Origin of the sequence: Gordonia sp. N1V (assembly GCF_029269935.1) — a bacterium.
Lineage (GTDB): Bacteria > Actinomycetota > Actinomycetes > Mycobacteriales > Mycobacteriaceae > Gordonia > Gordonia polyisoprenivorans.
Genome location: NZ_JARJDD010000004.1, coordinates 255,186 through 281,742 on the forward strand (window position 1 = coordinate 255,186; position 26,557 = coordinate 281,742).

At 65.9% G+C, this 26,557-nt stretch carries 26 protein-coding genes; 17 read left to right on the plus strand and 9 right to left on the minus strand.

Going from position 1 to position 26,557, the window contains the following annotated elements; genetic code table 11:
- Positions 1–133 precede the first annotated feature (133 nt).
- Positions 134–2,083, minus strand: coding sequence for an NAD(P)/FAD-dependent oxidoreductase (locus P3L18_RS07825; RefSeq protein WP_276113789.1), 1,950 nt, complete (start codon positions 2,081–2,083; stop codon positions 134–136).
- Positions 2,084–2,227: 144 nt separating this feature from the next.
- On the opposite strand from P3L18_RS07825, the gene P3L18_RS07830 reads away from it, so the two are divergent.
- The 6 genes from P3L18_RS07830 to P3L18_RS07855 all read left to right on the plus strand — a co-directional run bounded on the left by P3L18_RS07830 (position 2,228) and on the right by P3L18_RS07855 (position 7,600).
- Positions 2,228–2,866: a nitroreductase family protein gene (locus P3L18_RS07830; protein ID WP_079928380.1), complete on the plus strand. Its 639-nt coding sequence runs from the start codon at positions 2,228–2,230 to the stop codon at positions 2,864–2,866.
- Positions 2,863–4,464, plus strand: coding sequence for a class I adenylate-forming enzyme family protein (locus tag P3L18_RS07835; RefSeq protein WP_079928381.1), 1,602 nt, complete (start codon positions 2,863–2,865; stop codon positions 4,462–4,464). The genes P3L18_RS07830 and P3L18_RS07835 overlap by 4 nt, the downstream gene beginning before the upstream one ends.
- A 5-nt stretch (positions 4,465–4,469) precedes the next feature.
- Positions 4,470–5,099 (plus strand): TetR/AcrR family transcriptional regulator, encoded by a 630-nt coding sequence (locus P3L18_RS07840; protein WP_253193830.1) that lies wholly within the window; start codon positions 4,470–4,472, stop codon positions 5,097–5,099.
- Positions 5,096–6,175, plus strand: a complete 1,080-nt coding sequence (locus P3L18_RS07845) for a CaiB/BaiF CoA-transferase family protein (RefSeq protein WP_079928383.1) — start codon at positions 5,096–5,098, stop codon at positions 6,173–6,175. The genes P3L18_RS07840 and P3L18_RS07845 overlap by 4 nt, the downstream gene beginning before the upstream one ends.
- 92 nt (positions 6,176–6,267) lie before the next feature.
- Positions 6,268–6,729, plus strand: coding sequence for a polyketide cyclase (locus tag P3L18_RS07850; RefSeq protein ID WP_079928384.1), 462 nt, complete (start codon positions 6,268–6,270; stop codon positions 6,727–6,729).
- A 25-nt stretch (positions 6,730–6,754) separates the two neighbouring features.
- The gene (locus P3L18_RS07855) at positions 6,755–7,600 is read left to right on the plus strand and encodes a DNA-3-methyladenine glycosylase 2 family protein (protein WP_276113790.1); all 846 of its coding nucleotides are present in this window, start codon (positions 6,755–6,757) and stop codon (positions 7,598–7,600) included.
- A gap of 42 nt (positions 7,601–7,642) precedes the next feature.
- Here the strand turns inward: P3L18_RS07855 and P3L18_RS07860 are convergent, their stop codons facing one another.
- On the minus strand, positions 7,643–8,317 hold the full coding sequence (locus P3L18_RS07860) for an MmpS family transport accessory protein (protein WP_276113791.1): 675 nt from the start codon (positions 8,315–8,317) through the stop codon (positions 7,643–7,645).
- A 311-nt stretch (positions 8,318–8,628) separates the two neighbouring features.
- On the opposite strand from P3L18_RS07860, the gene P3L18_RS07865 reads away from it, so the two are divergent.
- The 4 genes from P3L18_RS07865 (at position 8,629) to P3L18_RS07880 (ending at position 10,861) form a co-directional block, all read left to right on the plus strand.
- Entirely contained in the window at positions 8,629–8,961 is a 333-nt protein-coding gene (locus P3L18_RS07865) for a hypothetical protein (RefSeq protein ID WP_139765796.1), read from the plus strand.
- Positions 8,962–8,993: 32 nt separating this feature from the next.
- Positions 8,994–9,167, plus strand: a complete 174-nt coding sequence (locus P3L18_RS07870; protein ID WP_172398896.1) for a hypothetical protein — start codon at positions 8,994–8,996, stop codon at positions 9,165–9,167.
- Positions 9,168–9,306: 139 nt separating this feature from the next.
- Positions 9,307–9,795 (plus strand): DUF1942 domain-containing protein, encoded by a 489-nt coding sequence (locus P3L18_RS07875; RefSeq protein ID WP_276113792.1) that lies wholly within the window; start codon positions 9,307–9,309, stop codon positions 9,793–9,795.
- A gap of 76 nt (positions 9,796–9,871) precedes the next feature.
- A complete protein-coding gene (locus P3L18_RS07880; protein WP_253194062.1) occupies positions 9,872–10,861 on the plus strand; it encodes a hypothetical protein in 990 nt (329 codons plus the stop codon).
- Between the two features lie 70 nt (positions 10,862–10,931).
- Here the strand turns inward: P3L18_RS07880 and P3L18_RS07885 are convergent, their stop codons facing one another.
- The 7 genes from P3L18_RS07885 to P3L18_RS07915 form a co-directional block, all read right to left on the minus strand.
- Positions 10,932–12,380: an ATP-binding cassette domain-containing protein gene (locus P3L18_RS07885; RefSeq protein ID WP_276113793.1), complete on the minus strand. Its 1,449-nt coding sequence runs from the start codon at positions 12,378–12,380 to the stop codon at positions 10,932–10,934.
- Complete coding sequence (locus P3L18_RS07890; RefSeq protein ID WP_276113794.1) at positions 12,377–13,222, minus strand: ABC transporter permease subunit; 846 nt, start codon at positions 13,220–13,222, stop codon at positions 12,377–12,379. The genes P3L18_RS07885 and P3L18_RS07890 overlap by 4 nt, the downstream gene beginning before the upstream one ends.
- Complete coding sequence (locus tag P3L18_RS07895; protein WP_346348423.1) at positions 13,219–14,190, minus strand: ABC transporter permease; 972 nt, start codon at positions 14,188–14,190, stop codon at positions 13,219–13,221. The genes P3L18_RS07890 and P3L18_RS07895 overlap by 4 nt, the downstream gene beginning before the upstream one ends.
- Positions 14,187–15,683: an ABC transporter substrate-binding protein gene (locus tag P3L18_RS07900; protein WP_276113796.1), complete on the minus strand. Its 1,497-nt coding sequence runs from the start codon at positions 15,681–15,683 to the stop codon at positions 14,187–14,189. Before P3L18_RS07900 ends, P3L18_RS07895 begins: the two co-directional genes overlap by 4 nt.
- Positions 15,684–15,751: 68 nt before the next feature.
- Complete coding sequence (locus tag P3L18_RS07905; protein ID WP_276113797.1) at positions 15,752–17,479, minus strand: ABC transporter ATP-binding protein; 1,728 nt, start codon at positions 17,477–17,479, stop codon at positions 15,752–15,754.
- A complete protein-coding gene (locus P3L18_RS07910) occupies positions 17,476–19,263 on the minus strand; it encodes an ABC transporter ATP-binding protein (RefSeq protein WP_276113798.1) in 1,788 nt (595 codons plus the stop codon). Before P3L18_RS07910 ends, P3L18_RS07905 begins: the two co-directional genes overlap by 4 nt.
- Positions 19,264–19,411: 148 nt before the next feature.
- Positions 19,412–21,064, minus strand: a complete 1,653-nt coding sequence (locus P3L18_RS07915) for an NERD domain-containing protein (protein WP_276113800.1) — start codon at positions 21,062–21,064, stop codon at positions 19,412–19,414.
- Positions 21,065–21,388: 324 nt separating this feature from the next.
- Here P3L18_RS07915 and P3L18_RS07920 point away from each other — a divergent pair, with 324 nt between their 5' ends.
- The 7 genes from P3L18_RS07920 to P3L18_RS07950 all read left to right on the plus strand — a co-directional run bounded on the left by P3L18_RS07920 (position 21,389) and on the right by P3L18_RS07950 (position 26,557).
- Complete coding sequence (locus tag P3L18_RS07920; RefSeq protein ID WP_276113801.1) at positions 21,389–21,688, plus strand: hypothetical protein; 300 nt, start codon at positions 21,389–21,391, stop codon at positions 21,686–21,688.
- A gap of 265 nt (positions 21,689–21,953) precedes the next feature.
- Entirely contained in the window at positions 21,954–22,289 is a 336-nt protein-coding gene (locus P3L18_RS07925) for a PASTA domain-containing protein (RefSeq protein WP_276113802.1), read from the plus strand.
- Positions 22,290–22,362: 73 nt separating this feature from the next.
- Entirely contained in the window at positions 22,363–23,445 is a 1,083-nt protein-coding gene (locus tag P3L18_RS07930) for an HNH endonuclease (protein ID WP_276113803.1), read from the plus strand.
- Positions 23,446–23,527: 82 nt separating this feature from the next.
- A complete protein-coding gene (locus tag P3L18_RS07935) occupies positions 23,528–24,001 on the plus strand; it encodes a hypothetical protein (protein ID WP_276113804.1) in 474 nt (157 codons plus the stop codon).
- Between the two features lie 387 nt (positions 24,002–24,388).
- Positions 24,389–24,733, plus strand: coding sequence for a hypothetical protein (locus P3L18_RS07940; RefSeq protein ID WP_253194064.1), 345 nt, complete (start codon positions 24,389–24,391; stop codon positions 24,731–24,733).
- Positions 24,734–24,944: 211 nt separating this feature from the next.
- Positions 24,945–25,784, plus strand: coding sequence for a hypothetical protein (locus P3L18_RS07945; RefSeq protein WP_276113805.1), 840 nt, complete (start codon positions 24,945–24,947; stop codon positions 25,782–25,784).
- Positions 25,781–26,557 carry a hypothetical protein gene (locus tag P3L18_RS07950; protein ID WP_276113806.1) on the plus strand — a complete coding sequence of 259 codons (777 nt, stop codon included), beginning with the start codon at positions 25,781–25,783 and terminating at the stop codon, positions 26,555–26,557. Before P3L18_RS07945 ends, P3L18_RS07950 begins: the two co-directional genes overlap by 4 nt.

Genomic DNA, 26,557 nt, shown 5'->3' on the forward strand with positions numbered 1-26,557 from the left:
CGTATCCAGGCACTCGCCGATGCGGATCATCGCGGTGCCGAACCTCGCTGCTCCAATACCGTTGTGAGCGTAGGTGTTCGTACCATCTCCACCTCGTCGGGCACAGATATTCGCGCACGCAGGCCACTCATGCTCAGCAGTTCCTCGGCTCGGCACAGAAGTCGTCTTCGTCGATCGCTCGGGTCATTTTCCAGTAGTCGATGATCCGCCACGGCAGTACCGCCACCACTCGACCGTCGGAGTTTCGGTACCAGTTGGTCATCGCCGGGTGCGTCCACACCATCTGGGCATGCGCGGCGTCGACGGCCCGGTTGTACTCGTCGGTGACATCGGATCTCACCTCCAGGGCACCGATCTTGTTGCGCAGCATCAGATCGATCGCCGAGCGCACATACCGGACCTGACACTCCAGGATGCTGATGAAGCTCCCGCCGTGGCCGAGCGCGGTGTTGGGTCCGGTGAGGATGAACAGGTTGGGGAAGTCGGGGGCGGTGATCCCGAGGTAAGCGTGGGCGTCGTTCTCACCCCACACCTGTACCGTCGACCGACCGCTGCGGCCGCGAACCTCCATCGGGTACAGGAAGCGGTCACTGTGGAAACCCGTTGCGAAAACGATGATGTCGGCGTCGTGCTCGACGCCCGCCGCGTCGACGAGGCCGGTCGGCGTGATCTCGGTGACGGCGTGCGGCACCAAAGACACGTGGGGTCGGCGCAGCATCGCATACCAGCCATTGTCGAGCAGCATGCGTTTGCCGAACGGCGGGTAATCCGGTGTCGACAGCGCGATCAGATCGTCTCGATCGCCGAGTTGCTCACGCAGGTAGCGCTCATAGAACCGGCGGTGGCCGTGGTTGGCACCGTTGATCGAGGCGGTCGGTTCCTCCCAGTCGGGATCGCGTTGCAGGGTCGAATGCACCTTGTCGTTGAAGATCCACGACAATCTGGCTCGATACCATTCCCGGTAACCCGGTACGTGATTCATCAGCCAGTGCACGTCGTCGCCCACAGGTGAGAAGTAGTCGTCATTGGGGGCGATCCATTGCGGCGACCGTTGGAAAACCGCCAGTGAGGCCACCTCGTCGACGATCGCCGGGCCGATCTGCATCGCGCTCGCGCCGGAGCCGACGATGGCCACTCGTTTGCCGCGCAACGCGCCCGGTTCGTCGAGATGTGCCGGCCAGTGCGCGGAGTGGAAGATCTCGCCACCGAAGGTGTCCATTCCGGGAAGGTCCGGCGTCTTGGGCCGATTGAGCAGTCCCACTGCACTGATCACCAGGTTCGCCTGCAACACCTCGGTGCCGCCGTCGCCCTGTCGGGCCGTCACCGTCCACTGCTGGGCGTCCGCGTCATAGATCGCGGACTCAACCTCCACGCCGAAGCGGACCCGGTCGCGGATCGAATGACGATCTGCGTACGCGGCCAGGTACTGCTGCACCTCGTCCCGCTTCCCGAAATGTGTCGACCAGTCATGATCGAATCCGGAGATGCAGTACAGATAGCTCGGAGTATCCACACCGGCCCCGGGATACCGGTTCTCCCACCATGATCCGCCGACCTCGTCGTTCTTCTCCAGGATGACGTGTCGGATCCCGACGGCGCTCAGCTGCACCGACATGAGCATCCCCGCGACGCCGGCCCCGATGACCACCGCCGACAGACCCGCCGTGGTGGTGTCGGGCGCGGACGGGGTGTCGACGGTCGTGTGCCCGCCGACGATCTCGGCCATCATCGGGCTGAACTCATAGGGCACCGGCTCACCGGCGGTGAAGTCGAGAACTGCGGCGACGAGGTCGGCGCTCGGCGGCACCCGCTCGGGCCGGCCGGCCGCATTCCAGGCGAGTACGGCGTCGGTCACCGCGTCGCAGATCTCCCGCTGCACATCGGCATCGAGTCCCCCGCTGCTGTTGTCGTCCATTCCACGTGACCGTGTCGGCCGGTATCGCTCGGAGAGCCAGCGGTTGTCGCCGGTCATCTCCAACAGGATCGCGATCAACGTCGGTATGTTGCCCGCGCGGACTGCCGAGCGCAGACGGTCGGCGTCGAGGCCTGCGGGGTCCAGGCCGGGTGTGATGCTTGCCGTCATGACTATCAACTAACCATCGTTAGTCTCAATCGGTCAATACCTGGACAAGTCGAGTAAACCACTCTTGACAGGCTCTCCTGCTCATGTAACTGTGATCCACATCATGCTAACTGCGGTTAGCGGAGCACCTGAACAGGAGTCACGATGGAACTCAGCGAAGCGATGCGCTCAACAGGAACCTGCCGCTACTTCAGCGACAAGTACGTCGAAGACGACGTGCTGTACCAGGCGCTCGACCACGCCCGGTTCGGCCCGCAGGGCGGTAACCGTCAGCCGGTGCGCTGGGTCATCGTCCGCGACGATGCCGTCAAGCAGCGTCTCGCCGAGCTGTACCTGCCGTACTGGGAGGCCTACTACGCGGCGGTCATCGAAGGCAGCAAAGCAGTCGGTGCGGTGCCCGCCACCGTCGAGAGCGCCAACTACTTCGCCCACCATCTCGGTGAGGTGCCCGTCCTGGTCGTCGTGTGCGCAGAGGTCGAAGGGCTCCACCCGACCGACAACGAACTCGATCGTCTCAGTGTCGTTGGCGGCGCGTCGATCTACCCGACGGTGCAGAATCTGACGCTTGCCCTGCGGGAGCAGGGCATTGCCAGCGCCCTCACCACCCTGCTCTGCGCCGAAGAGCCCGCGGTCAAAGAGCTGCTGCACATCCCCGACGGGTTCCTCACCGCGGCGCATGTCGCCGTCGGTTATCCACGAGACGGATTCCCGCGCAAACTCACTCGCACTCCGGTCGAGGAGATCGCGTTCCTCGACCGCTTCGACGCCCCGATGTTCACGTGACCGCCGGCACCGAGGACCTCACCCGCGGATTGACCGCGACCCAACGGTCCCCGCTCGGACGGGCGACGATCGGTGATCATCTCCGACGACTCGCCCGTTCACAGCCGAACAAGGCGGCGGTCATCTCCTACGCCGCTGACGGCACACGCACCGCCACCACCTACCGCGATCTCAACGCGTCGGCCAACCGCTTCGCGCACGCGCTGCGCACCGCCGGTGTCGGCAGGGGCGATGGGATCGCGGTGATGGGCCGCAACCGGGTCGAGAACATCATCGCCTACTACGGCGCGCTCAAGATCGGCGCCTACTATTCGGGGCTCAGCCCGCTGTTCGGGGCGCGCGAAATCGCCCAGCAGATCGAACATCTCGAGCCGGCGGTACTGGTGGTCGCCGCCGAGAACGCCGAGCTCGCGGCGCCGATCGCCGAGAAGTGCGGCGCCGCGGTCATCGTCATCGGTGATCCGCCGAACCCTGCGTGGACGTCCTTCGACGCAGCGCTCGCCGCGGCATCCGACGCCGACCCCGACGCCGATGTCGACGAGCACGACATCGCGATGATCGTCTATACCAGCGGCACCGAGTCGGCACCCAAGGGCGTGGTTATCCCCCACCGCAACTACCTGATCTCCACCGCACCCGCCTACACCTGGGGACTTCGGTGCCTGCCCGACGACGTGTGGCTCTACGTCATGCCCTTCCACACCATCGCCGGTATCGGCTCACTGACGTCACTCACCCTGCTGGGCGCCACCCTGGTGCTCCCACCGTCGGTGGACCCCGGCGAGTCGTTGAGAATCATTCGGGACGAACAGATCTCGGTGATCGCGCAGACCCCGACCTTCTACATCGCCCTGGCCAATCACGCCGACTTCGGTGCCGACACCGTCGGCACGGTGCGGCGTTGCCTCACCTACGGCGGCCAGGTCTCGCCGTTCGCCGTCGACGCGTGGGCGCAGGCGTCCCCGGAGTCGGTGTGGGGCACCTACTGGGGGCAGTCCGAGCTGACCCAACTGGGGTCGGTGGGCTGGTTCAAAGAACTGCGTGACGTCCCCGATCACGATCCGACTTGGATCGGCAAGCCCGTCGGACATCTGGAGATCAGGGTGGTCGACGGTAACGGAGACGACGCCGAGGAGGGTGAACTCCTCTGCCGCACACCGTCGGTGATGCTCGGATATTTCAAGGACCCCGAACGCACCGCCGCGGTGTTCGAGGACGGCTGGGTACACACCGGCGACATCGTGCGCATCGACGACGACGGTAACCTGTTCTTCCGGGATCGCCGCAAGGACATGATCAAGACCGGCGGGTTCAACGTGTCGTCGCAGGAGGTCGAGCGGGTGTTGCAACAGCATCCCGGGGTACAACGCGCAGCTGTCGTGGGACTGCCGGACGACTACTGGTCTGAGGCGGTCACCGCGTTCGTCGTTCTCCAGGACGACGCCGGCGTGACCGCCGAGGAACTGCGTGAGCACTGCCGCGCGGACCTCGCAGGGTTCAAGGTACCCAAGGTGATTCACCTCGTGACCGACCTGCCGACTGATCCGCAGGGAAAACTCCTCAAGCGTGAACTCCGACGTCGGTACGGAAAGAGCTGAGCGACGTGGGCGACGTCACCCCGCTCGACCCCGGCCGTCCGGGCGAGACCCCCGCTCGTCCTCGGCTGCGACGCGACGAGATCGTCGCCACCGCCGCCGCCTACTTTGCCGATCACGGTTACAGCAATGCCGGGATGCGTGACATCGCCGAGGCCGTCGGTATCAAAGGTGCGAGCCTGTACAACCACTTTCATTCCAAGGAGGAGATCCTCTACGAGATCGCGCTCCAGATGACCCGTGATCCGCAGGTGCATTTGCAGGTCCTCGACGGAGAGGGCACACCGGTGCAGCGGCTGACCGCGCTCGTCGAGATCCACATCCGGCACCTCGCCGCGCACCGCGTGGAACACCTTGTGTCGCTGCGGGAGTTGTCGGCTCTGTTGCCCGAGCATCGCGCCATCGTCACCGATTATCGAAAGTACTACCAGCGGCGCGTGCGGGACGTCATCGCGGCCGGCGCGCGGGCCGGGCAGTTCGAGGTCCGCGACGCCGCACAGGCGGCGATCGCCGTGCTCGATGTGATGAACGGCATCAGCTGGTGGCTGCGCGACAATCACGACGTCGATCATCTCGTCGCCGACTACACCGATTTCACCATTCGGGGGATTCTCCATGCGCCCCAGGACGACCCGTGAGCGGACCGCTGGAGGGCATTCGGGTGCTCGAGATGGCCGGACTCGGCCCGACCCCGCATGCGTGCATGGTGCTCGCCGATCTCGGTGCCGACGTCGTCCAGGTCCGCAGGCCCGGCGGCACCGTGGGACCAGACGGCATCGCCGATGCCGATGCCGGTCTGTGGCGCGGACGACGCGTCATCGACGCCGACCTCAAGGACCCCGACACCATCGACGCACTGCGACAGCTTCTCTCACACGCCGACATCCTCGTCGAGGGATTTCGCCCTGGTGTGATGGAACGGCTGGGCCTCGGTCCTGACGAGGTTCTCGAGTTCGCCCCGCACCTGATCTACGCTCGCATGACCGGCTGGGGTCAGGGCGGCTCGTATCAACACGTCGCCGGCCACGACATCAATTACCTTGCGATGAGCGGCATCCTGGACGCCATGGGGCCCGCAGGCGCACCGCCCATACCACCGTTGTCGCTGGTCGCCGATTTCGGCGGCGGTTCGATGTTCCTCGTGGTCGGCGTGCTGGCGGCCTTGTTCGAACGGGAACGGTCCGGCGGCCAGGTGATCGACGCCGCGATGACCGACGGGGCCGCAGTGCTCGCCCAGCTGCAGTGGTCGTGGAAGTCGGCGGGGCGATGGACGCCGCGCGAGACAGGTAATCTGCTCGACGGTTCGACACCCTTCTACTGCACCTACGCGTGCGCCGACGGCTACGTTGCCGTCGGAGCCCTCGAAGAACCATTCTGGCGCAACCTGATCGAGGTACTCGAGCTCCGCGACCTCCCCGACCGGTGGGACCGGGCGAACTGGCCCGTCCTGCGCGATGCGCTCGCCGCGCGGTTTGCGGGCGCAACCCGTGCCGCCTGGACATCTGCCTTCGACGGCGTCGATGCTTGTGTCACAGCAGTTCTCGATTTCGATGAGGCCGCGCGGCACCCCTATGCTCGAGAGCGCGGCAGCTATGTCGAGGTCGGCGGACGGGTACAGCCGGCTCCGGCACCACGATTCTCCCGATCGGTACCGCGAGCTCCGGTGGAGGCGAGTGCCTCGAGCATCGACTCGGTGCTCGAGGAGTGGGACTGATCGGCGCTCAGATGCGGTCAGGCTGACCCATACCGGCCCGCGATGGGCATAGCCTGGGCCTACCACGTCGTCGATCGCAGGGAGTGCACCACATGTCCGAGCAGTTCGAGATCAGCCGCGTGATCCAGGCCGATCCGGCAGCCATCTTTTCCGTCCTCACCTCGCCCGACGGGCACGTCACCATCGACAGTTCGGGGATGCTGCAGAGCGCCGAGGGCTCGCCGGTGTCGGCGGTGGACGACGAGTTCGTCGTGCACATGGATCGCGAGTCGCTCAACGATCTACCGATGGGCAAGTACGACGTGCGGGTGATCATCACCGGCTTCGAGCAGGACCGGTGGATCGAGTGGACGATCGCCGGCACCGTCCGCCCGCCGCTGGATCACCGTTACGGCTATCGCCTGGAGGCCACCGACGACGGCACGCGGGTGACCACGTATTACGACTGGAGTCGCGTGACCAACGAGGACATCAAGGGCCGGTTCCCGATCATCCCCGAGGCCGGTCTGCGCGCCACGTTGGGGATTCTCGCGCGAACAGTGGAGTCGCACTGAACAATTCGCGGACAAGGGAGGCGCCATGAGCACGCTGACGATCACCCGCGAGATCCTTGGCCCATGGTCGCTGGACACCAGCCGCGAGTTCTGGGAGGGATTCACCCCCTCCGCGTTGCGCGGCACGCAGGAGCCGGGACGGTTGTCGACGGTGTTCCGCGTCGACGCCGACTGGTCGGCCGCACGAGTCACCGTGACTCAGCGCGAGCAGACCGCGGAGATCGAGGTGAGCGGCGACGGCGATCTCGACGCGGCCGCCGAGCAGACCGCACGCTTCCTCGCCCTCGACGTCGACGCCCGCCAGTGGCCCGCCGTCGGCGAGCGCGACCCGGTGATCGGACGCGCACAGCGAGCGCTTCCGGGGTTGCGGCCCTGCGGTTTTCACTCCGCCTACGAGGCCGCCGCCTGGTCGGTGCTCTCGCAACGGGTGCGCATCGTCCAAGCCGCGGCGACCCGTGCCGCCATCACCGACCGCTTCGGTGACGACGGAGCCTTTCCTGCGCCGGCTCGACTCGCCGACCTCGACATCGAACTCCCCGGCCGCAAACTCGAGTACCTCCATGCCGTCGCCGACGCCGCCGAGCAGGGCGCACTCGACACCGCCGCGCTGCGGGCGATGGACCCGCAGGACGCGATCACCGCGGTGCAACACATCAAGGGCATCGGGCCGTTCGCCGCCGAACTGATCGTGCTGCGCGGTGCCAACGCCCCCGACTGCGCGCCCGCCAACGAACGCCGCCTCACCGCCGAGGTGGCGCAGTTGTACGGTCCCGACGCCGACCTCACCGAGATTGCGAACGCGTGGAAGCCTTTTCGGACGTGGGCGTCGGTGTATCTGCGCGCGCGGTCCGAAGGCGATCGTTCCGGGTGATGTTGTGCCCGGAACGCGGGCACAACATCACCCTGATGCGGTTTAGGTGGTGCCGCCACACGCGGCGACGGCACCCTCACCCGACTTCGTGTCGGTGGCAATCACTTTGCTGCCTTCTTTGATGGTGCAGGTGATGCTTCCCGAGTCGTCGACGCCGTTGCTGGCGGCCAGGCTCACGGGTTTGAGCGAGCCGGCGAACGAGACGTCCATCGTCCACGGAACCGACTCACTCTGCGCCTCGGAGACCGTGCCACCCGATGTCATGTACGCGATGAAGGCACTCGACCCATCGCCGGTCACCTGGTAGGTCACCGTCACCGGCCCGTTGACCTTGTTCTCGACGTCCTTGCCGAAGCCGACCAGCGCGACGACCGCCACCACCACAACGATGATGAGGAGGATGACTCCGCCACCGAGAATCCACGGCCACACCGGCCGCTTCTTCGGCGGCGGAAAGCCCGGACCGCCCTGGCCGGGTTGCGGATACCCGGGCTGCTGGTAACCGGGTTGCGCGTATCCGGGATATCCCTGTTGCGGATAACCCTGCTGCGGATATCCCTGCTCGGGGTATCCGGGCTGCTGATAGCCCGGCGGCTGCGAATATCCAGGCTGCTGGGAGTACCCGGGTTGCTGCACCGGCTGACCCAGCTGCGTCGGCTGGTCGAACTGTGACGGGCCCTGATTCGGGTCGTTCCACGGATTCTGCGGGCCGGACATGACGTTCCCCTTCGCCTTCGATGAGCAGCGACGCCGCCGATCGAGACGGCAGTCGCCACACCGAGTTCACCACCTGAAGCGCGCGGGCTCGGCATATCTGTAGAGAGAGTAGACCAGCGGGCCGTCGAGTCGGTGGTTTAGGTGCTTCAGCCGATCGACCACCGAGTGGTTCGCCATCCGTAGCACGGACTCGCCGCCCTACCATGCGTTCCATGTCGAACACCGGGTCGGCCGATCGACGGTCGCCGACCCCGCGTCGCGGAGTCTCCTGGCCTCAGCCGAGACCGAAGGTGCTCCTGAGGTTCTGGTCGATGTGGTTGGTTGTCCTCGTCGTCGCGCTGATCGTCACGGCGGTTTGCGCCTCCGACGGGCTCGGCTATCCCCTCGTGTTGGTGCCGTTTCCCACACTGCTGGTCGCGGCTCTCGTGATTCCGTGGCTCACGCCCTGGCTGTCGATCGAGGCGGCGTGGGTAACGCTCGTCGCCACGTCGTGGGCCGTGATGATCGCCGGCCTCGCGTGGTTCGGCATCGGATTCGCCGCCGGTTTCACCACATTCCTGTACGACGTCGTCGTTCGCGGCCTGCTTGCACTGTATTTTCGCCGCCGTAATTTGTCGGTACCCCCTGCGAAACTCAAGGCATGAATAGCAATCAACGAAAACGTAATCGCATAGTCATGACCAGCAGGCAGGACGCCGACGGCATGATGCTGCGGACGGTGACGCTCACCGAGGACGGTCAACTCAAGATCGAGGGCCACGATCTCGGCGCGCTTCGACAGCAACCACGCCCTCGAGCAGTTCCTCACCGACAACGGCATCGAGGGCTCGTTCTGGAATCGGATCGGTGACTGACACGGCCCGGCGATAATCGCCACGCCTGCAGAGCTTCTCTCGCGATACGAAGCAGGTATCCCCTGTCCCCCAACCGAAGTAGTCCACCCAAAGGACGCGAAATGCGCCAATCGTCCTGCGGCTAGGCTTCGCTCCGTGAAACGTACTTTTCTGGCGATCCTCGCTCTGATCGCATTCCTGGCACCGGTCTCGGTCTTCTTCTCGGCCGGCACGGCCCACGCAGACACCCCGTCCAACGCACGATTCATCTCCCACAGCGATTGGGCCGGCTACGTCACGCTCCAGAAGGCCTACCTGTCGAGCAGTACCGCCACCTTCACCGTTCTGATCCAGGCGACCAAGGGCGAGATCCCCGTCAATCCCCTGTATTTCGTGGCCAAGGCCGACGATGGAACCACCTACGACGACGTCGAGTACGGCGACGATGCCACCACGCTGCGTGCGGGCTATCTCTCCGCGGGCGAACAGGTGAAAGGCACTGTTGCCCTTGAGGTCGACGGCCCCGACCCGAGCGCACTGATCTATGAGGCCCCGCTCGGCGAGACCCTCGCGAAGTGGTCGATCACGTGGCGCAAGGTCAAGCCCAAGCCGGCACCGGCGCCGCCGTTCGGATCGTCGTCGTAGTCAACGACGCGCGGGTCGGTGCAGGTACTGGACGAACCGAGCCCGAATTGTCCGAACCTCGTGATCTACTCCACCCATGGTTGCCACTCTCTGCCTGCTCGCAGTGATCGTCGTTGCGGTGATCGCCGTCAGCATCGAGGATCGACGGGATCGACGGCCTCGGGCGGCGCGCAAGCGCGGCACCGGGCGTCGATCACCACGACGGACACACCCACTCGACGTATTCACCGCCGAGCAGCGTGACCAACGCCGAGACCGTCGCAGCGAATGCCAGCGAATCCGCCGCGTCACCGATGCTGCGACGCACCAGGGTGACGCCACTGAGGGTGGCCACTTCGCAGGCCACGTCGTGCTGGTGCACGACGTGTGGCGTGGGGCGGATTTCACGCTCCGCAATCGCGCGGTCGGCATGGGCTGGCTCCCCTTTGTCGACGTCCCCGAGCATCATGAGACCGCCGCCGCCGCTACCGCGCGGCTCGACCGTGCCTACCGCCTCAACGGCGAAGAGAAAGAGACCCTCGAGCTCATCGACGAGGACGACGCCGGCCAGATCGCGTTGGCCATCGGCCAGATCGCGGCTCGCATCCACCGATACCCCGCATGGCGTCTTCCCTTTTTCGACGAGAATGGCGTCCGAGTCGATCTCACCGCAGAAGTCACGGAAGTCACCACAGCAGCCAAACGGCTTCGTGCACAACGAGAAATCCTCGGGCCTGCTCCTTTCGGCGCTCTTCGCGCAGATGATCTGATCGTCAGCACGTACATCGCGAAGGCACGCACCCTCGATACCCGCGTCGACGGACTCATGGACCGTTTGCGCGCACTTGCCGAGTACCGCACGGTGGTCGCACGCATTCAGGAGCGCCACGACAAGCAAGAATGGATGGCACGTGTCGACGCCATCGACGATTTCGATCACGCGGTGGAATCGGAGCTCGACCGCCACCACGGCGATGACATACGGGGAGCGGCCAACGAGTCGGAGCTGCTGGCGTCGGTGTACCTCGATACCTTGACACCTCTGACAGCCACACTGACCACCACCGATGCGCCGCAACGCGATTGACGTCACTCACCCGTTCGGGTGAACCTCACCCAAGTGGCGAGTGCCCCACACTCGGGACATCAGCCCGGTCTCACTTCCCCCTCAGTTCGACGATGCTCTGGCACATGCGTGACACCACAGCGGGGCTGTGGGTGATGATCACCAGGGCGAGCCGGCGTTGCACTCGGATTCCATCGAGCAGAGCGAGGATTCGCTCCTCGGTGACGGTGTCAACGGCGCTGGTCACCTCATCGCACAGCAGAATCGACGGATTCGTGGCCAACGCTCGGGCGATCGCCACGCGTTGACGCTGCCCGCCCGACAGGTCGGTCGGCAACCGGTCGGCCAGCTCCGAATCGAGGCCGACATCGCGGAGCAGCGCGTCAACCTGCCCGCCGGTATCGTGGCGGCCTGGTAGCGCTCGGGTGATCGAAGTTCGCACGCGCAGAGCCGGATTGAGTGCGGTGTCGGGGTCTTGGGGTATCAGCGCCACCGGCCTCGGCTGCCATCGGCGGCCGCTGCGTGGCACGGTGTCGATGGTGATCGACCCCGACAGCGTCGGGGCGAGCCCCACCATCGCACGTACCAGCGTTGATTTCCCCACACCGGACGGGCCGATCAGACCGACGGACTGGCCGCCGGAGACCGTGAGATCGACCGGCGCGAACAGCGGCGTCGTCGATCGTCCGGCGCCGACGGTCACCTGATCCAGACGCAGCTGCACACCGCTGTCGGCGTCGCCGTCGGCGGGTACACCCGAGCGGATTGCGTCGTGCGCGCGCACGATCTCACGCAAGGCCGCAGACGCGGGACTGTCGAGAACGTCTGCGATGGAGCCACTTTCGACTGCACGACCGGAGTCGACGACGGTGACCGATGTCGCCAGTTCGCGGGCCACGTCGAGATCGTGAGTGATCACCACGAGAGTGAAGCCGTGTCGGCGGCGCGCGTCGTGGAGTTCGTCGATGACCTGCGTGACCGCGGTGGCGTCGAGTCCGGCGGTGGGTTCGTCGACGATGAGCATGCGGGGTGCGCCGGCGAGTGCCCGCGCCAACGCCACGCGGCGTCGTTGCCCGCCGGAGAGCTGATGGGGATACCGCGCGACGAATTCGTCGTCGGCGGGCAGCCCGACCGACAGCAGGATCTCGGTGGGCTCGACGGTGGGTATCGCGAGCTCGGCGATCGCCGACCCGACGGTCTGGGTCGGCGTGAGCGTGCTACCCGGATCTTGGTGCAAGTATCCGACGCTGCGCCGGAAACTGCGTAACGTGCTGCCCGCCAACGCCAGTGGCCGAGTACCGAAAACAGTCAGGTCACCGCGCGAGTGCCGAAGCCCGCGGGGCACATATCCGAGGAGCGCCAATGCGGCCGTGGTCTTCCCCGATCCCGATTCGCCGACCACGGCGTGCGCGCTGCCGTCGCCGATGCGGAGGTTCATTCCGGCCAGGACGGCGGTACCGGTCCTGTCGTGGACCCACAGGTCCTCCATGTGCACCGTATCCGAGCGCACCGAATCCTGTTGTGCCGAAGTCGGGGTCATCTCCGTCGCTCCAGGTATATGTCGGCGAGGATGTTTGCCGGGATGGTGATGACGGCGATCATCGCGGCGGGTGCGGCCACCGACCACGGATTGAGCGCGAGGCCCGCGGCGTTCTGCTGCACCATGCTCGCCCAGTTGGCTGTGCCGTCGAGCGTCGCGGCGCCGAGGAAGCTCGCGGTCGCCACCAGATAGACGGCGCCGACAAACCGCGTCCCGAGGTCTGCGGCCACCGGGACGATCAGGTTCGGCAGGATCTCACACACCATCACCCGCGCGGTCGAGTCGCCCCGCGCCTGCGCTGCCGCAACGAATCCCGACGACACCAGCGGTGTGGCCAACGCCTGCGCGTATCGGCTGACGAACGGCAGGCTGATCATCAGTACCAGTAGGATCAGGCCGAGCGGATTCGTGCCGGAGGCGGTGAGCACCACCAGCAGGCTCACCGCGGGCGGCACCACGAGCACCACGTCGAGCAGGTACCGCGTCAGACGTTCGGACCGTCGGGTCTGCGCGAACCAGATGCCGGCCAGCACGCCGACGGCCTCGGCGAGGATCACCGCGATCAGCGGGATGACCACGATGGTCGCGCCACCGGCGAGTACGCGCGCAGCGACGTCACGTCCGAGATAGTCGGTTCCCAACGGATCGTGCGCCGACGACGGCAGATACGACGCACCGAGCGTGCGGTCCGGCCCGCCGTGCACCCGATCGGCGATGAACGGCCCACCGAGAGCAACCAGCAGTCCGGCACCCAGAACGGCCGCGCAGACGGCGATGAGGAGCCGCCGCAACGCTCGGGATTTCCCGAGTCCGGCCGTCATCCCACGGTCTCGTACGGTCAACTGACGACCCCCACCGAGCGCCGATCATAATGTGCGACAACGGCGTCAGCGGCGACATACGCGGTCACGGAGACCGCGGCGAGGAGAGTCACCACCGTCAGGACCGTCGCCTCGTCACGCGCGGCGATCCGGTCGACGAGCAACGACCCGATCCCCGGGTACCCGAAGACCCGCTCGATGACCACCGCTCCCCCGATGAGGTAGGGCACCACTTGCGCCCCCACCTGCGCGATCGGACCCCATGCCGACGGCAACACATGTCTGCCGAGCACGGCGGCCGTCGGGAGGCCGGCGAGGACGGCGGCGTCGACGTGCGGCGAGTCGGCGGCCACGCGCACCGCCGCGCGCACCAGACGCGCCATGCTCCCGGCCGCATACAGGCCGAGGCACAGGGCGGGCAGCACAAGGATCTGTGGGGCGCTCAGGACGTTGCCGCCGACCGGCACCAACGACACCGCGGGCAACCAGTCGAGTTGATAGGCGAACACCAGGATCGCCACGGTCGCCACCACGAATTCTGGGCTGCTGATGAGCACCAGTGCGGCTCCGCTGATGATCCGATCGGTCACCGAACCCGGTCTGAATCCGGCTGAGATTCCCGCACCGAGCCCCACGACGACGGCGATGAGAGCGGCGATACCGGCGAGAATCAGACTGCGCACCAACGGTTCCCCGATGAGTTGGGCGACCGGCTGCTGACCGGGCAGCGAGGTACCCAACGTGCCGTCGAAGACACCACGCCACCACTGCAGGTACCTTTCCCACACCGGCTTGTCGAGACCGAACTCGATGCGCAGGTCGTCGACTCGTGTGTAGGACGCAGAGCCTGCGGCCTGAGTGGCTGCGTCGCCGGGAAGTGCTGCGACGCCAAAGAATACGACGATGTTCACGCCGAGCACCACCAGAAGCGCGTATCCGCATCGCCGTACGGCAGCAGATCCCACCGCCCGCCGAAGCCGGTCACTCACGTGAATCGGGCGGTGGCCAACAGCGGGATGCCCTGGCTGTACTCGGCGACCTGCACACCGCGAGCGCTGCCGTTGATCGTGTCCTGATAGCCCCAGATAATCTCTGCGCCATGATCATGGAGATCGCGTTGAGCCGCATTGTATTCGGCAGCCCGCTTGGCCGGATCGACGGTGGTCGTGGCGGCGTCGAGCGCCTTCTCCAAGGCCGGCGAGGAGTATCCGGAGAAGTTGTACGGCGAGGTCGGTCCGGTCATGAACGGCAACGAGGCTGCGACCGGGCGGTTCACGTAGTACATGGTGAGAAACGGTGTCGAGAGCAGCGAGGGAATGTTGGAGAAGAAGCTGGACGGATCCTTGGTCTGCACGGTCACCTCGACGCCCACGTCGGCGAGCTGTTGCTTGACCAGTTCTGATGCGGCGTTGGTGCCCGGGGCGATCTCCGAACTGACCAGTGTCAACGTCCGCACTCCCTTGGCCGCGAGCACACTGCGCGCCCGGGCGACGTCGCGGGTGCGCTGGGGAATCGATGCGTCGTAGCCGGGTAGCCCTTTACCGACGAGATCGTTGCCGACCTGCCCTTGACCGCGCATCACCACGTCGACGAGTTGGTTGCGGTCGACGGCGATCATCATGGCCTCGCGGACCTTCGGATCGTCGAAGGGCGCCATTCGCGTGTTGAGCACCAACGACATGGCGCGGGAGCCGGCACCGCCGAGCCGGGTCACCGTGAACGACGGATTCGACGACAACGTCTGGGCGCCGGTCGCACTCAACTCGAGGGCCATGTCGACTTCCCCACTGGTGAGCGCGTTCTGGCGAGCGGTGGAGTCGGTGATCCCCCGGATCTCCACCTGGGTCAGCGACGGCGTCGTGCCGCGGTAATGCGGCGACGGCCGCAGCACATACCCGTCGGTGGCGTTGCCCGAGGACAGCGTGTAGGCGCCGGAGCCGATGGCGGGGTCTGGTTTACCGGAGCGCATCACGATGCTCATCATCGCCAGCGTCGCTTCGACGAAATCGGCACGTGGACGCTTCAGCGCCAGCGTTGCGGTCCGCGGGTCGGTGGCGCGGGACGCGGAAAAGTCTAGGTCGCTGTAGAACTGGGCGATATTCGGAGAAGCCGCAAGCGAACGCAGGCTTGCCAGCACATCGTCGGCGGTCACGGCTGAGCCGTCGGAGAAGCGCAGTCCGTCCTTGAGTCGAACCGTCCACACGGACGCATCGGCGTTCGGTGTGATCGATTCGGCCAGTTGCATTGTCACCTTGTCGCCGACGATCAGTGCGAGGCTGTCCCAGATGTTGTATCCGGCGATATAGGTCATCACGCTGTTCGCCGTTCCCATGTCCAGCGTGTCGGTGGGACTACCGAGCGCGGCGATGCGGAGCCGGTCGGTGGTGGGAGTCGACGACGACCCGCACGCCGCACCAACCCCCACAACGGCGCTTGCGGCGCCCAAAATCAGTGATCCACGCAGAAATTGGCGTCTGTCCACGACACGATACCTCCGGATTGGGCCCACGGTGGGGCGTTGGGTGTTGACGAGCGGTCGACGAGGACCGGTCAGGGGGTGATGGCCCAGCCTTGGGCGCGGCGCCGTTGCTCGAAGAAGTCGCGGTACACCCCGTCCACGCCGATCAGCTGCTCGTGGGTGCCGGTTTGCACCACGGCACCGTCGTCGAGGACGACGATCGCGTCGGCGTCGCGGACGGTGGGCAGCCGGTGGGCGATCATGAGAACGGTACGTGCGCGGGCGAGTTCGGCGATCGCATCCTGCAGCGCCCGCTCGTTGTGGGGGTCCATCGCGGAGGTGACCTCGTCGAGCAGGACGACGGGAGCGTCCTTGAGCAGTGCCCGTGCGATCGAGACGCGTTGTTTCTCGCCACCCGACAGTGCCGTTCCGCCTTCACCGACTCGGGTGTCCCATCCGTCGGGGAGCCGCGCGATGATCTCGTCGACCCGCGCGGCCGCGGCGACCTGCGCGAGTTGCGCGGGGGTGGCATCGGGTTTGGCCTGCCGGATGTTGTCGGCGATGGTGCCGTCGAACAGATATACGTCCTGGAACACAATGCTGATGTGGTCGAGGAGCCCGGCGGTACCGATGTCGCGGACATCGTTGCCACCGAGAAGAACCGCGCCGTCGTCGACGTCGTAGAAACGGGCGATCAACCGCAGAATGGTGCTCTTGCCCGAGCCGGATGGGCCGACGAGCGCGGTCAACGATTGCGCCGGCGCAGTGAATGACACACCGGTGAGTACCTGGTCGCCGTCGTATCCAAAGTCGACGTCACGTAGTTCGATGTCGAGCCCGGTGACCGGCGCGGGCGTGGCGGGTTCGGGGAGGACGGGCGCATCGAGAATGGTCATGGCGCGCTCGAGGTGACTACGTCCGACGCGCAGATTGCCGGTCAGCTCGCCGAGTTGCAGCAGCGGCTCGACGAAGCGGACGCTGAGCACCAGCAGCGCGATCAGCATCCCGGCGTCGACGGTGCCACCCACGTATAGATAGGTGCTCAGTGCGATGACTGCGGTCAGCACAACCTGGATGATCAATGCCGAGAACGACATTCCGACGAACCCGGCCACGAGGGTCAGTTGTCGGCCGGCCCGCTCGAAGCGATCGAGCGCGCCGTCGACGAGCCGACGACCACTGCCGGCACGCCCGAAGATCCGCAACGCCGGTTGTGTAACCGCGTACTCGACGATCCTCGCCGACGAATCAGCCAGGCCTGCTTCGTAATCGACCTCGTACCGTTTGACGATCCCGGTGAACAGTCGGGTGCCGGCGACGACCGCGGCACCGCCGACGACGAGCGCGACCGCGAGTTGCCACTGGATCACGCTCAGCGCCACCACAATGGTCGCCGGAACGCCGGCCGCCACGATGATCGGGCGCAGCAGGTTTGCCGGTGCCGACGCGATCTGGACCGATCCGGTTCCGGCCAGGCGGGTGAGCTCGCCGGTGCGTTCGGCGTCGAACCAGCCCAGCGGCAAGGTGGCGACCTGAGATCCCAGGCGCCGCAACAGGGTGGTGAGGGTTCGGCACGACAGGTCGTTGCCGACGGCCACCGAGCGTGCCATGAGTAGCAGGTAGGCGAGGCCGAGTGCGGCGATCGCGCCCGCCGCCGCCCACGCCGATCCCCACCGGGCGTCGAAGACCGACCGCAGGAGCGGCACCAGCAGCACGTAGATCACACCTTGGAAGACCGCCAATATAGCGAGGAGTACAACCAGCCCTCGGAGACGCCGCACATCCGGGGCGTCGAGGAGCTTCGACAGCAAGGTGATCATCCGCGGTTCCCCTGTCGTTCCTGGCGCTGCTCGTCCTCCCAAAGCGCGGCGTAGGCACCGCCCGTGTCGACGAGTTCGTCGTGGGTGCCGATCTCGGCGATGCGTCCGTGGTCGAGGACGACGATCTGGTCGGCGTGGCGAATGGTGCTGAGCCGGTGCGCAATGACCACGACGGTCTTGCCCCGCAACAACCCCGTCAAGGCTTGCTGGATCTGCGCTTCGGACTCCGGGTCTGCCGACGCCGTCGCCTCGTCGAGCACGAGGATCGGGGTGTCGGCCATGACGGCGCGGGCGATGGCGACACGCTGCGCCTCACCGCCGGAGAGCCGCACGTCGGTGCCGACGACGGTGTCGAGGCCCGCCGGCATCTCGGCGATCCGTGTGCCCAGTTGAGCGGTGTCGGCGGCAGCGCGGACCTCGGCATCGTCGGCGTCGGGGCGCGCGAGTCGGATGTTGTCGCGCACGGTTGTTCGCTGCAAAAGCGGGTCCTGAAAGACCAGCGAGACTTTCTGGTAGAGCACCGATTCCGGCAGCTCACGCACGTCGATGCCGTCGATGCGGACAGCGCCGGTCTCGGGATCGCCGAACCGCGCGAGCAGCGCGGCCAGTGTTGACTTGCCCGACCCGGACGGCCCCACGATCGCGGTCGCCGTGCCTGAACGCAGAGTCAGGTTCACCTCGGCGAGCGCACGCGGAGCTGTTGATTGATAACGGAATCCGACGTTGTCGAGGGTCACCGTGGGCTGCTCGCCGACGAGTGCTGGCGCTTCATGGGCAAGGGGTAATTCGGGCTCATCGACGAAGTCGAGGACGCGCCGGGCCGCCTGCGACGCTTCTCGCAGGGCCTGCGCGCTGTATCCGAGCACCGTGATGGGTGCGGTGATCCCCAGTCCGAGAACGAGAAAGGCGACGAGATCGGGCAGCGTGAGCTGTCCGGCCTGGGTCAGGGCGAGTCCGGCCACACCTACCGTGACCAGCGTGGTGACCGGGCTGGTGGCCAGCTCCATGATCAGCATGCCGCGTTGCGACATTCGCATCCAGGTGGAGTAGAAGGTGCTGAACTCGTCTGCTGCCGAATTGAATTGGCGGTGCGCCACACCGACACGGCCGAATGCCTTGACGACGCTGATGCCGTTGACGAACTCGACCGTCGACGCCCCGAGCTCTCGGGTCGCGGCGTCGTAACGCATGAACATCTGCTCACTCCCGCGCATCGCGAGTGCGTAGCCGACCGCCCCGAGCACCAGTGGCACCACCGTGATCAGCGCCATCACCCAGTCGACGACGACCAGGTAGGCGAGAATAACAACCGGCACCGTGATCGCGCCGGTCACCTCCAGCACGGCGTGGGCGACGAGGTGGTGCAGTGTCTGGACATCGTCGTTGACGGCCTTCTTGACCGCCCCGCTGCTCGCGCGGGTGAAGTATCCGAGGGGAAGTCGCCCGAGTTTGGTGACGAGTTGGCGCTTGAGCGCGCTCGCGAGACGGATGTCGGCGTGATGGGAGAGCCATCCGCCGGCCATCATGAAGGTCACTCGCACGACGAGACCACCACCGATGGCGGCCACGACCCACCACACGCGTCTGCTGTCGAGCGGGCCATCGGCGATCACCAGGCGTGCGATCTCGACAACCCCGATCAACGGCACCAGCGACGACGCGGTGGACACGATCACGCAGGTCAGGGCAGCAAGGAGTTCGCCCCGGACCGGCCGCAAGACCGTCAACGAGGGACTCTCAACGCGCTCGCCACCCTTGGGCGTACGCGTACTACTTGCAGTCATTGTCGTTAAGTTACAGATATGCCCGTCTCGTGTACATAGCGGGGCGGGTCGAGTAGGTCAGGTCACAGTTCGGCGAGGGCGGGGGACGCCGTGTGGCGGGTCGACGCGGTGATCGAATAGTTTCTCGATGGCACTGCCGCCAGAACCGTCAGATACCCAACCGGCGCGCCACATCGATTCCACCGACGCTGCACACGAAGTCCGGATCGCCGCACACCACCAGCTGATCACGAGCCCGCGAGAGCCCTACGTAGAGCCGCTCTTTGGACCGGTCCCGAGGCGCGGACTCGTTCAGTGCGAGAACGACGACGCGTCGCTCCAAGCCTTTGAACCCGAGGACGTGGCCGTAGAAGACTTGATCGTCGTCCCAGAAGGTGTCCCAATAGGCCTGTGGCCCTTGCTGTTGCCGTGCGATCTGCTCATTGTGTCGGCTACCGGTTGTGAGCAGAGCGACGTCCTGGAAACGCCAGCCGTCGTCGAGTAGCAGGTCGACTTGATGGTCGGCACAGCCGAGCGCCTCGTCCGGTGTGCACGCCACGAAGCGCACATCGGGCCCTTCTCCTCCCCGCAGCTGCATGCGTTGTCCGACAAGCGGACTGAAGGCCGACGCGATCTGGCGGGTGTTCCGCAAGTTCTGATCCAGGAGGAGCGGAACCAGGGACACCGGCGGCGCCCCGTGCCGATCGAACACGCGCTGCGCCTCATCGCTGAACACATAAATGCCACTGTCGTCGGGGTCTCGCAGACACGCCAGGATCGGCCGCCACCATTCGTCGGCGAAGTCTTGCGCCTCATCGATGACGACGGCGTCGAAGCGATGTCCGGGATCCAGCGCCTCGGCAAGATCAGTCATCTCGTTCGGTAACTCGTGCTCCCAGAAGTGCTGTGCGGCATCGCTGACAACCGACTCGTCGGGACCCGTTGCCGCTCCCCACTCGATGCCCAGCTGATGGAATTCGCCCACGTATGCGGGTCGTTCGGTGTACTTCCAGCCGGCCACCAGACGGGTTAGATACGAGGCGAGACCGTGCGAGTAGCAGAGCAGCGGCACCCGTTGGCCGGCTTTGGTCAGTCGCCGGGCCTGCTCGACGGCGAGGAAGGTCTTGCCACTGCCGGCCCCGCCGCGCACCTCCACACGGTGCAGCAGTGAGATGGCGTTCAGTAGCACCGACTGTTGCTCGGTCAGCGCGTCAGCGGCTTCCTCGTTCTCGAGTGATCGGGCAACGACATCGCGTTGAGGCAGCCCGCGCCCGCTCAGTGTGGTGACGAGTTGCTCGATCGCCGAGGCGTCGAGGGCTGGCAGGTTCTGCTCCTTGTCGAGGAGGACCCGACGGATGAGTGGGACGAGGTGATCGAGCTGGTTACGATCGACGACCTTCCACCGCGGGCAGTCCGGCAACGCGAAGTCGTCGTCGATGAGCGACTGCGGTAGCACCACAACGTGATCCCACCGCAAACGCCCGCGAGTCCACGCCGGGTGGGTCTCAACGTAGGACCGCAATGCGTAACACGCGCCGCGTGCTTGGGCAACGGGGTCGATCCGCTTCGGCCGGTTCCCCGGCCGCGACTGCAGCCAGCCGTCACCGTCGTGCCAGACCTCACCACCCTTGACCTCAAGACACACGATGCCGGCGCCGGCGATCGCGACCACGAAGTCGGCCTCGTGGTCCTTCTCGTGATCGGTGACCCGCTGACCGTGGATCACCAGATCATCGTCGGCCAGCTGGTCACGCAGCGCGAACCACACCGATCTTTCCGTTGGCGTGGCGAAGCGCGGGGACTCGGGGTACATCTGGGGCACGCGACCTCCGTTCGGGCTCACCCTGCACTCTGTCAGATCCAGTCGAGTGCAACGGTGAAGATCGTGAACTCAACTGCGTGGCAGACGCTCACAGACGAGCCACCGCATCACCCTCCCCTGACCATCGACGAGTACCGCGCTTACGGATACCCGCGGTTTGCTTGGTACGACGATTCGTTGGCACGCCAAGGGGAGTCGCCCTTCGCATCCGCACGAACGGTGAAACACACGTCGGTGACTCCCTGTGCGAGCAACCACTGCCCGACAACCCCACCTTCACACCACCGACGCCGATTGTGCTCGGTCCAAAGATCTAGGAAAATCTTGTCTTCCAAGAGTTCTGACACAACTCCGCTGCTCGTCGGCGCAGTGTTGGTGATCGGCGCAGTCATCTGGTTCGTGATCCATTTCTGGTACGTCGTTGTCGGACTGATCGCAGCCGGTGCCCTTGTGTTCGTCGTGATCAAGTTGGTCCAACGGAACGCCGCGCGACGTGAACATCTCGAGGCCGAAAAGTCCGCGATGCTGGCGCGTTGCGAAGAAGAGAACAAGCGATACGACGCCGATCCGGAGCGCTATCTCTCAGCACTGCACCCAGACTCGACGATGGGAACACAGAACTGACAACCCAACCCGCCGATCATCTCCCCGCATGTCCACCACCCGGAGGAACCTCCCGCAAAATCGGACTCTTCGGACGTAATGAGTGCGTACCGTTCTGGCGATGCACCCCATCGTGGGCGTGGAAACTTCAGGAGGATCGGTGACGATGAAGACGGTATCTCGTTGTGTGGCAGTCTTATCGGCGATATTCGTCGTCGTACTAACCGCGTCCGCGTGTAGCAGCACCTCGTCCTCGGACGCCACCTCGACGACCACACCCGCTGTCGTGCCGAATACGGTCACCACGACCACCGAGGTCCTGCCTTCGACCACGGTCGCCAAGACGCAGAATGCGGTTCCGCCGGCGGCAACCACGACCGCAGCGGCCGAACCCGTAACCATGCCGAACGTCGTCTGCATGAACCTGCAGGCCGCGCAGAACGCCATCCAGCGTGCCGGAGTCTTCTTCTCCCGCAGCGAAGATGCGACCGGCGAGGGCCGACGCCAGCTCGTCGACAGCAACTGGATCGTCGTGTCGCAGACTCCTCTCGCCGGTAGCCCGGTCACCGAGGGCCAGGCAGTGCTGTCAGCGGTGAAGATCGGCGAGCCGAATCCCTGCTGAGCACTGAGCCGCCCAGCTTCGCCTCGCCCGCGAGATCGGCCTGCAGCGCCACCACCCGCACTACACTCCACCCATGCCCACCGATCCCCTCACTCTCGGCCAGCAGTTGGTCGCGGTGCTGGAGGAGGGGCGCCGCGAGGCGACCTACAAGCTCGCGGTGATGGTGGCATTGCTGGATCTCGCGGTCGAGTCGGTGCCCGACGATCCAGGCGCCGCGGTGTCGATCGACCTCGACGATCTCACCGAGCGGGTGATGGCGCTCTACTGGCCCCAGCTACGGCCGCTGGACGAGAAGCGACACGTGATCTTGCGCCAGTCCAACGGCGGGCGCAGCGTCATCTTCACTCAGCTCACTGCAGTCCGCGCTGCGTACGCGACGGCACGACTGCGTCAGATCCCGATCGAGAGCGCCAAAATAGCCGTGCCACAGGAGTACCAGGCAGCGCAGTCCGCGATCAAGAAGAACCTCGTGCGTTATCCCCTGAAGCTCCTGCAACGCGTCGGCACCGGCACTTATGAGTGCTTCCTCTACGACGACTCGTGGTTGGGCACCGACTCGACACGCGTCATCGACGCCCACGGCAACCAGATCGAACTGTTCCCCGGTGTCTGCCACACCCTCGCCCGCCTCGCCCCGCTGGTCAAGCCGGCGTTCCAGCTCGCCTGGGTCGACGACGTCCGGCGCATGAACCGAGAGGTCCTCGGCGACGAGCCCGACATCGCCGCCCACCTCTTCGGCACCGAACGCGTCTCCCTCGCCCGACCGGCCGAAGTCCTCGCCGACCACTTCGGCAACGACTGCTTCTACTGCAATGCGCGGCTGCGCGCGGGACGCCACGTCGATCACGTACTCCCGTGGTCGCGCGTCGGGATCGACGGACTGACGAACCTCGTATTGGCCTGCCAATCCTGCAACAGCAGCAAGTCCGACCTCCTCCCGGCGCCGGCACACGTCACCCGCGCACTCGATCGTGGTCGCGTCGTCCTCGACTCTCTCGCCGAAACCATTCACTGGCCAAGCCAATTCGATCGCGTCGTGTCCGCATCCCACGGCCTGTACTCGACGCAACCCTCCACCACGCCGACGTGGTATGCCCTCAAACGCATCGAACCCCTGCAGCGCGGCGACTTCCGGTGGACGGACGCTCAGCTCTGACCCGACCCTGTCGGTACCCACGTCTACTGTGCGAGTCACCCCGCCACCTGCGGGGAACACTCACCGCTGACGATGGAGCCGCATGACCACCTCTCCCGAACAGATCATCACCGACACCTGGCGAGAGTTCACCGAGGATCTCGCCGCCCGACTCGGCGACCTCGCCCCCGGACGATTCGACTTCCTCGAATGCTTCCGTGCCTCAGATCGTCTGCAGCTCATCACCTTCCGCGCCACCAAACCCGGACGCATTCGCTGCACCATTGCCGACGACGCGCTGGGCGAGGACGGCCACAGCGAAGCGGCGTTGACCAGCGCCGGTTTCCGTCACTTACCCAGCCGCCGTGAACACGTCCTCGACATCACCCGACACCAGCACGGTGTGACCGCCGTGCACTGCATCCGGCTCTTGCGCGAGACCTGGGAGATCCCGTTTCCCACGTTCCTGTTGCTACGCGACGCCTGCAGGACTGCAACACCGTTCGCGTGCGACGCGCCACTGTATGAGGCCGCCACCAAACGCCATCTGTGGGCGGTACCCGACCTCGAGGACTGACCCCCACACCGTCCTGTGGATAACCAACACGGCCCCACCCGCGGGCCGTGTTAGGTTCATCCCCGACCGGACAAACGGGACATACGGGGGTGTGGTGGACGTCGATCCAGATGCGTTGCGCGCATTCGGAACACAGGTGACGCAGACGTCGCAGGCGGTGGCCGACGCCCACCTCGCCGATGCGATCACGGGTGCCGGGCGGTGCATTCCCGGCTCGACCACGGCGTACACCTCAGCTCTCGTCGGCGAGGGATTCGTCGATCTCGTCGACACCTTTGCCCGCCACCTCGACGCGATGGGTGCGGCCGTGCGGGGCAGCCAACAACTACGTCGCTCAAGACACCGAGGTCGCCACCGCTCTCATCGGTGTGGAAGTCCTGACACCGCATGCTGCCCAGTCGTTCTCGCCTGCAGAGCTGGCACCCGGAACAACTCACCGAAGCCGCCGACACCGTAAAGACCGCGGGGTCTGCCATCGAGACCGCGGCCGAATACGCGGCGGGGCAATGCGCCGGACTGCCCGAGTACCAGGGGTGGACGGGCCCGGCGCAAACCGCGGCCCAACGGTCGTTCGATCAGGCCAAGCGTGCAGCGTATGCGATCGCCGATGCGGCCGAGGCCGTCTCAGGTGCATTGACGATCGGGGCACACGATCTTGCGTGGGCACGGTCGTCGCTGCTCGATCACGTGACCGCCGTGGAGACCGGCGATCTGTGGGTGAACGACCTCTGAGTGGTCCTGATCCGACCGAAGGAGTACACGTCGGCGGCGCTGGTTGAGCTACGCAAACAACGGGATTCGGCGCAGGCGACGACCAATACCAAACTCCTCGCCGTCGGCACCGCCGACGACTCGACTGCCAACAGCCTGCGCGCGGCTGCACAATCGCATGCCGTCACCCTGCCGCAGGCGCCCACCATGATGGAGGCGATGATCAACACCAGTGCGGCTCCTCCGCAGGACGAGGTACCCAATCCGGCTGAACTCACGGGGGCAGCTCCGGCAGGGCCAGATCCGCGACGTCGACGCCGCGACCACTATCGCCCGCGTCGACACCGACACCGTCGTCAACGGCTCGACGACGACCGTGCTCATGCAGGACGGCGGTCGGACCGTGATCACCGACCGCACGACGTCAGCGGCCGGGAACGACGGCGCCGTCGAGGCGGGGTTCGCCGCGGACGACACTCTCGCCTCGCACACCGAAACTCAGTACGATCCGCAGGGCAACCTGGTCGTCGCCATCAACGAAACCCGCGGCGACCGTTCGGGAACCGTTGCCACACGCATCCAAACCCCGTCGGGCGGTGCGTACAAGGTGGTGGCCGCCGACGGCGCCAAGAAGGGGTGGACGCTCAATCCCGACGGCACCCGCAACCAAGACCTGCCGGCCGACGCCGGCTACTTCACCCATCAGAGCGAGACACTGTTCGGCGCCGGCATGGCCTCGATGGAAGTAGCTGCCAAGAACGGACACCTCGAAGCCGGGCCCATCGCCCGCGCCGGCATCGCGTCGGGGATGAAGTTCGGCGGCCCCGCGCTGTCGATCGCGGTCGCAGCATCCGACATCATCAACGCCGACAACAACTACGAGGCATGCCGTGCACTGATGAGCGGGGTCATGGGCGGCGCGGGCGGATGGGCCATGGGCGCCGCAGCAGCAGGGGTGTCAGCCCCGGCCGGCCCCCTGGCAGTACTCGGTGCCGGTGCCGGCGCTGCGGCCGGCACCTGGGTATTCGGCAAAGCAGGCGACGAGATCGGACGGTTGGTGTGCCCGAAATGACAACACGACAACAACTTCCGCTGCCCACGGTGTGGAAGCGGGCGCAGCAACTGACCGCACTCTTCGGTCTGATGGTCACTGCGTGCGGTGTCTGGATCCTGGTGGTGGCGGCGATCGGAGCGCAGGATCGCACACCGGCGCACGAGATCTATCTGCTGTCCTGGGGTGTCACGTTCACGATCCTCGGGCTCAACATGTTCGTCCTGCTGTCCATCGACAGACGTTCGCTTGCCCGCGCACCGGTGCGATCGACCGCCGGCGGGCTGGTGATCGACGTGCGTCCGCGGTCATGGGCACTATTGCCGAGCTCGCTCGCAGCGTTCATCGGTTGTCTGGCAATCGGTTACGGCGTACACACCGGGACGGTCACCAACATGGCCGAACCCGGAGACGAGACGCTGGTGACGATCATGATGCTGGTTGGTGCAGCTCTCTGCTTCTGCGGAGTCGTCGCCGCGTTCCGACCGCACACGGGCGTCCCAGTGATCCTGACGCCGACAAAAGTGACCTTCGAACCGGGCACCAGGCGGGAATTCACCACGCCGTGGGAGGCACTCCTCGAACTGCACCCCGTGCGGTTCAAAGCAACGACGCGCGTCGAAGTGCGTTCCCTGGCAGGCCGAACCGACTACGACGCATCGCTGTCATGCGTGGGACCACTCACCCTGCACACACTGCTGCACTACTACTGGCAGCATCCGCAAGCACGGGATGAGCTCGCAGACCGGCGCAGCCGGGAACGACTCCTTGAGCGCCGCTTCGGAATCGAGTGA

Bases quoted from the DNA above. Each gene is read 5' to 3' on its own strand.
- P3L18_RS07880 (WP_253194062.1), top strand. From the start codon at position 9,872: ATGGTTGCCACTCTCTGCCTGCTCGCAGTGATCGTCGTTGCGGTGATC.
- P3L18_RS07830 (WP_079928380.1), top strand. From the start codon at position 2,228: ATGGAACTCAGCGAAGCGATGCGCTCAACAGGAACCTGCCGCTACTTC.
- P3L18_RS07860 (WP_276113791.1), bottom strand. From the start codon at position 8,317: ATGTCCGGCCCGCAGAATCCGTGGAACGACCCGAATCAGGGCCCGTCA.
- P3L18_RS07930 (WP_276113803.1), top strand. From the start codon at position 22,363: ATGCCCACCGATCCCCTCACTCTCGGCCAGCAGTTGGTCGCGGTGCTG.
- P3L18_RS07905 (WP_276113797.1), bottom strand. From the start codon at position 17,479: ATGATCACCTTGCTGTCGAAGCTCCTCGACGCCCCGGATGTGCGGCGT.
- P3L18_RS07825 (WP_276113789.1), bottom strand. From the start codon at position 2,083: ATGACGGCAAGCATCACACCCGGCCTGGACCCCGCAGGCCTCGACGCC.
- P3L18_RS07850 (WP_079928384.1), top strand. From the start codon at position 6,268: ATGTCCGAGCAGTTCGAGATCAGCCGCGTGATCCAGGCCGATCCGGCA.
- P3L18_RS07935 (WP_276113804.1), top strand. From the start codon at position 23,528: ATGACCACCTCTCCCGAACAGATCATCACCGACACCTGGCGAGAGTTC.
- P3L18_RS07950 (WP_276113806.1), top strand. From the start codon at position 25,781: ATGACAACACGACAACAACTTCCGCTGCCCACGGTGTGGAAGCGGGCG.
- P3L18_RS07940 (WP_253194064.1), top strand. From the start codon at position 24,389: ATGCTGCCCAGTCGTTCTCGCCTGCAGAGCTGGCACCCGGAACAACTC.
- P3L18_RS07870 (WP_172398896.1), top strand. From the start codon at position 8,994: ATGACCAGCAGGCAGGACGCCGACGGCATGATGCTGCGGACGGTGACG.
- P3L18_RS07865 (WP_139765796.1), top strand. From the start codon at position 8,629: ATGTGGTTGGTTGTCCTCGTCGTCGCGCTGATCGTCACGGCGGTTTGC.
- P3L18_RS07910 (WP_276113798.1), bottom strand. From the start codon at position 19,263: ATGACTGCAAGTAGTACGCGTACGCCCAAGGGTGGCGAGCGCGTTGAG.
- P3L18_RS07855 (WP_276113790.1), top strand. From the start codon at position 6,755: ATGAGCACGCTGACGATCACCCGCGAGATCCTTGGCCCATGGTCGCTG.
- P3L18_RS07885 (WP_276113793.1), bottom strand. From the start codon at position 12,380: ATGACCCCGACTTCGGCACAACAGGATTCGGTGCGCTCGGATACGGTG.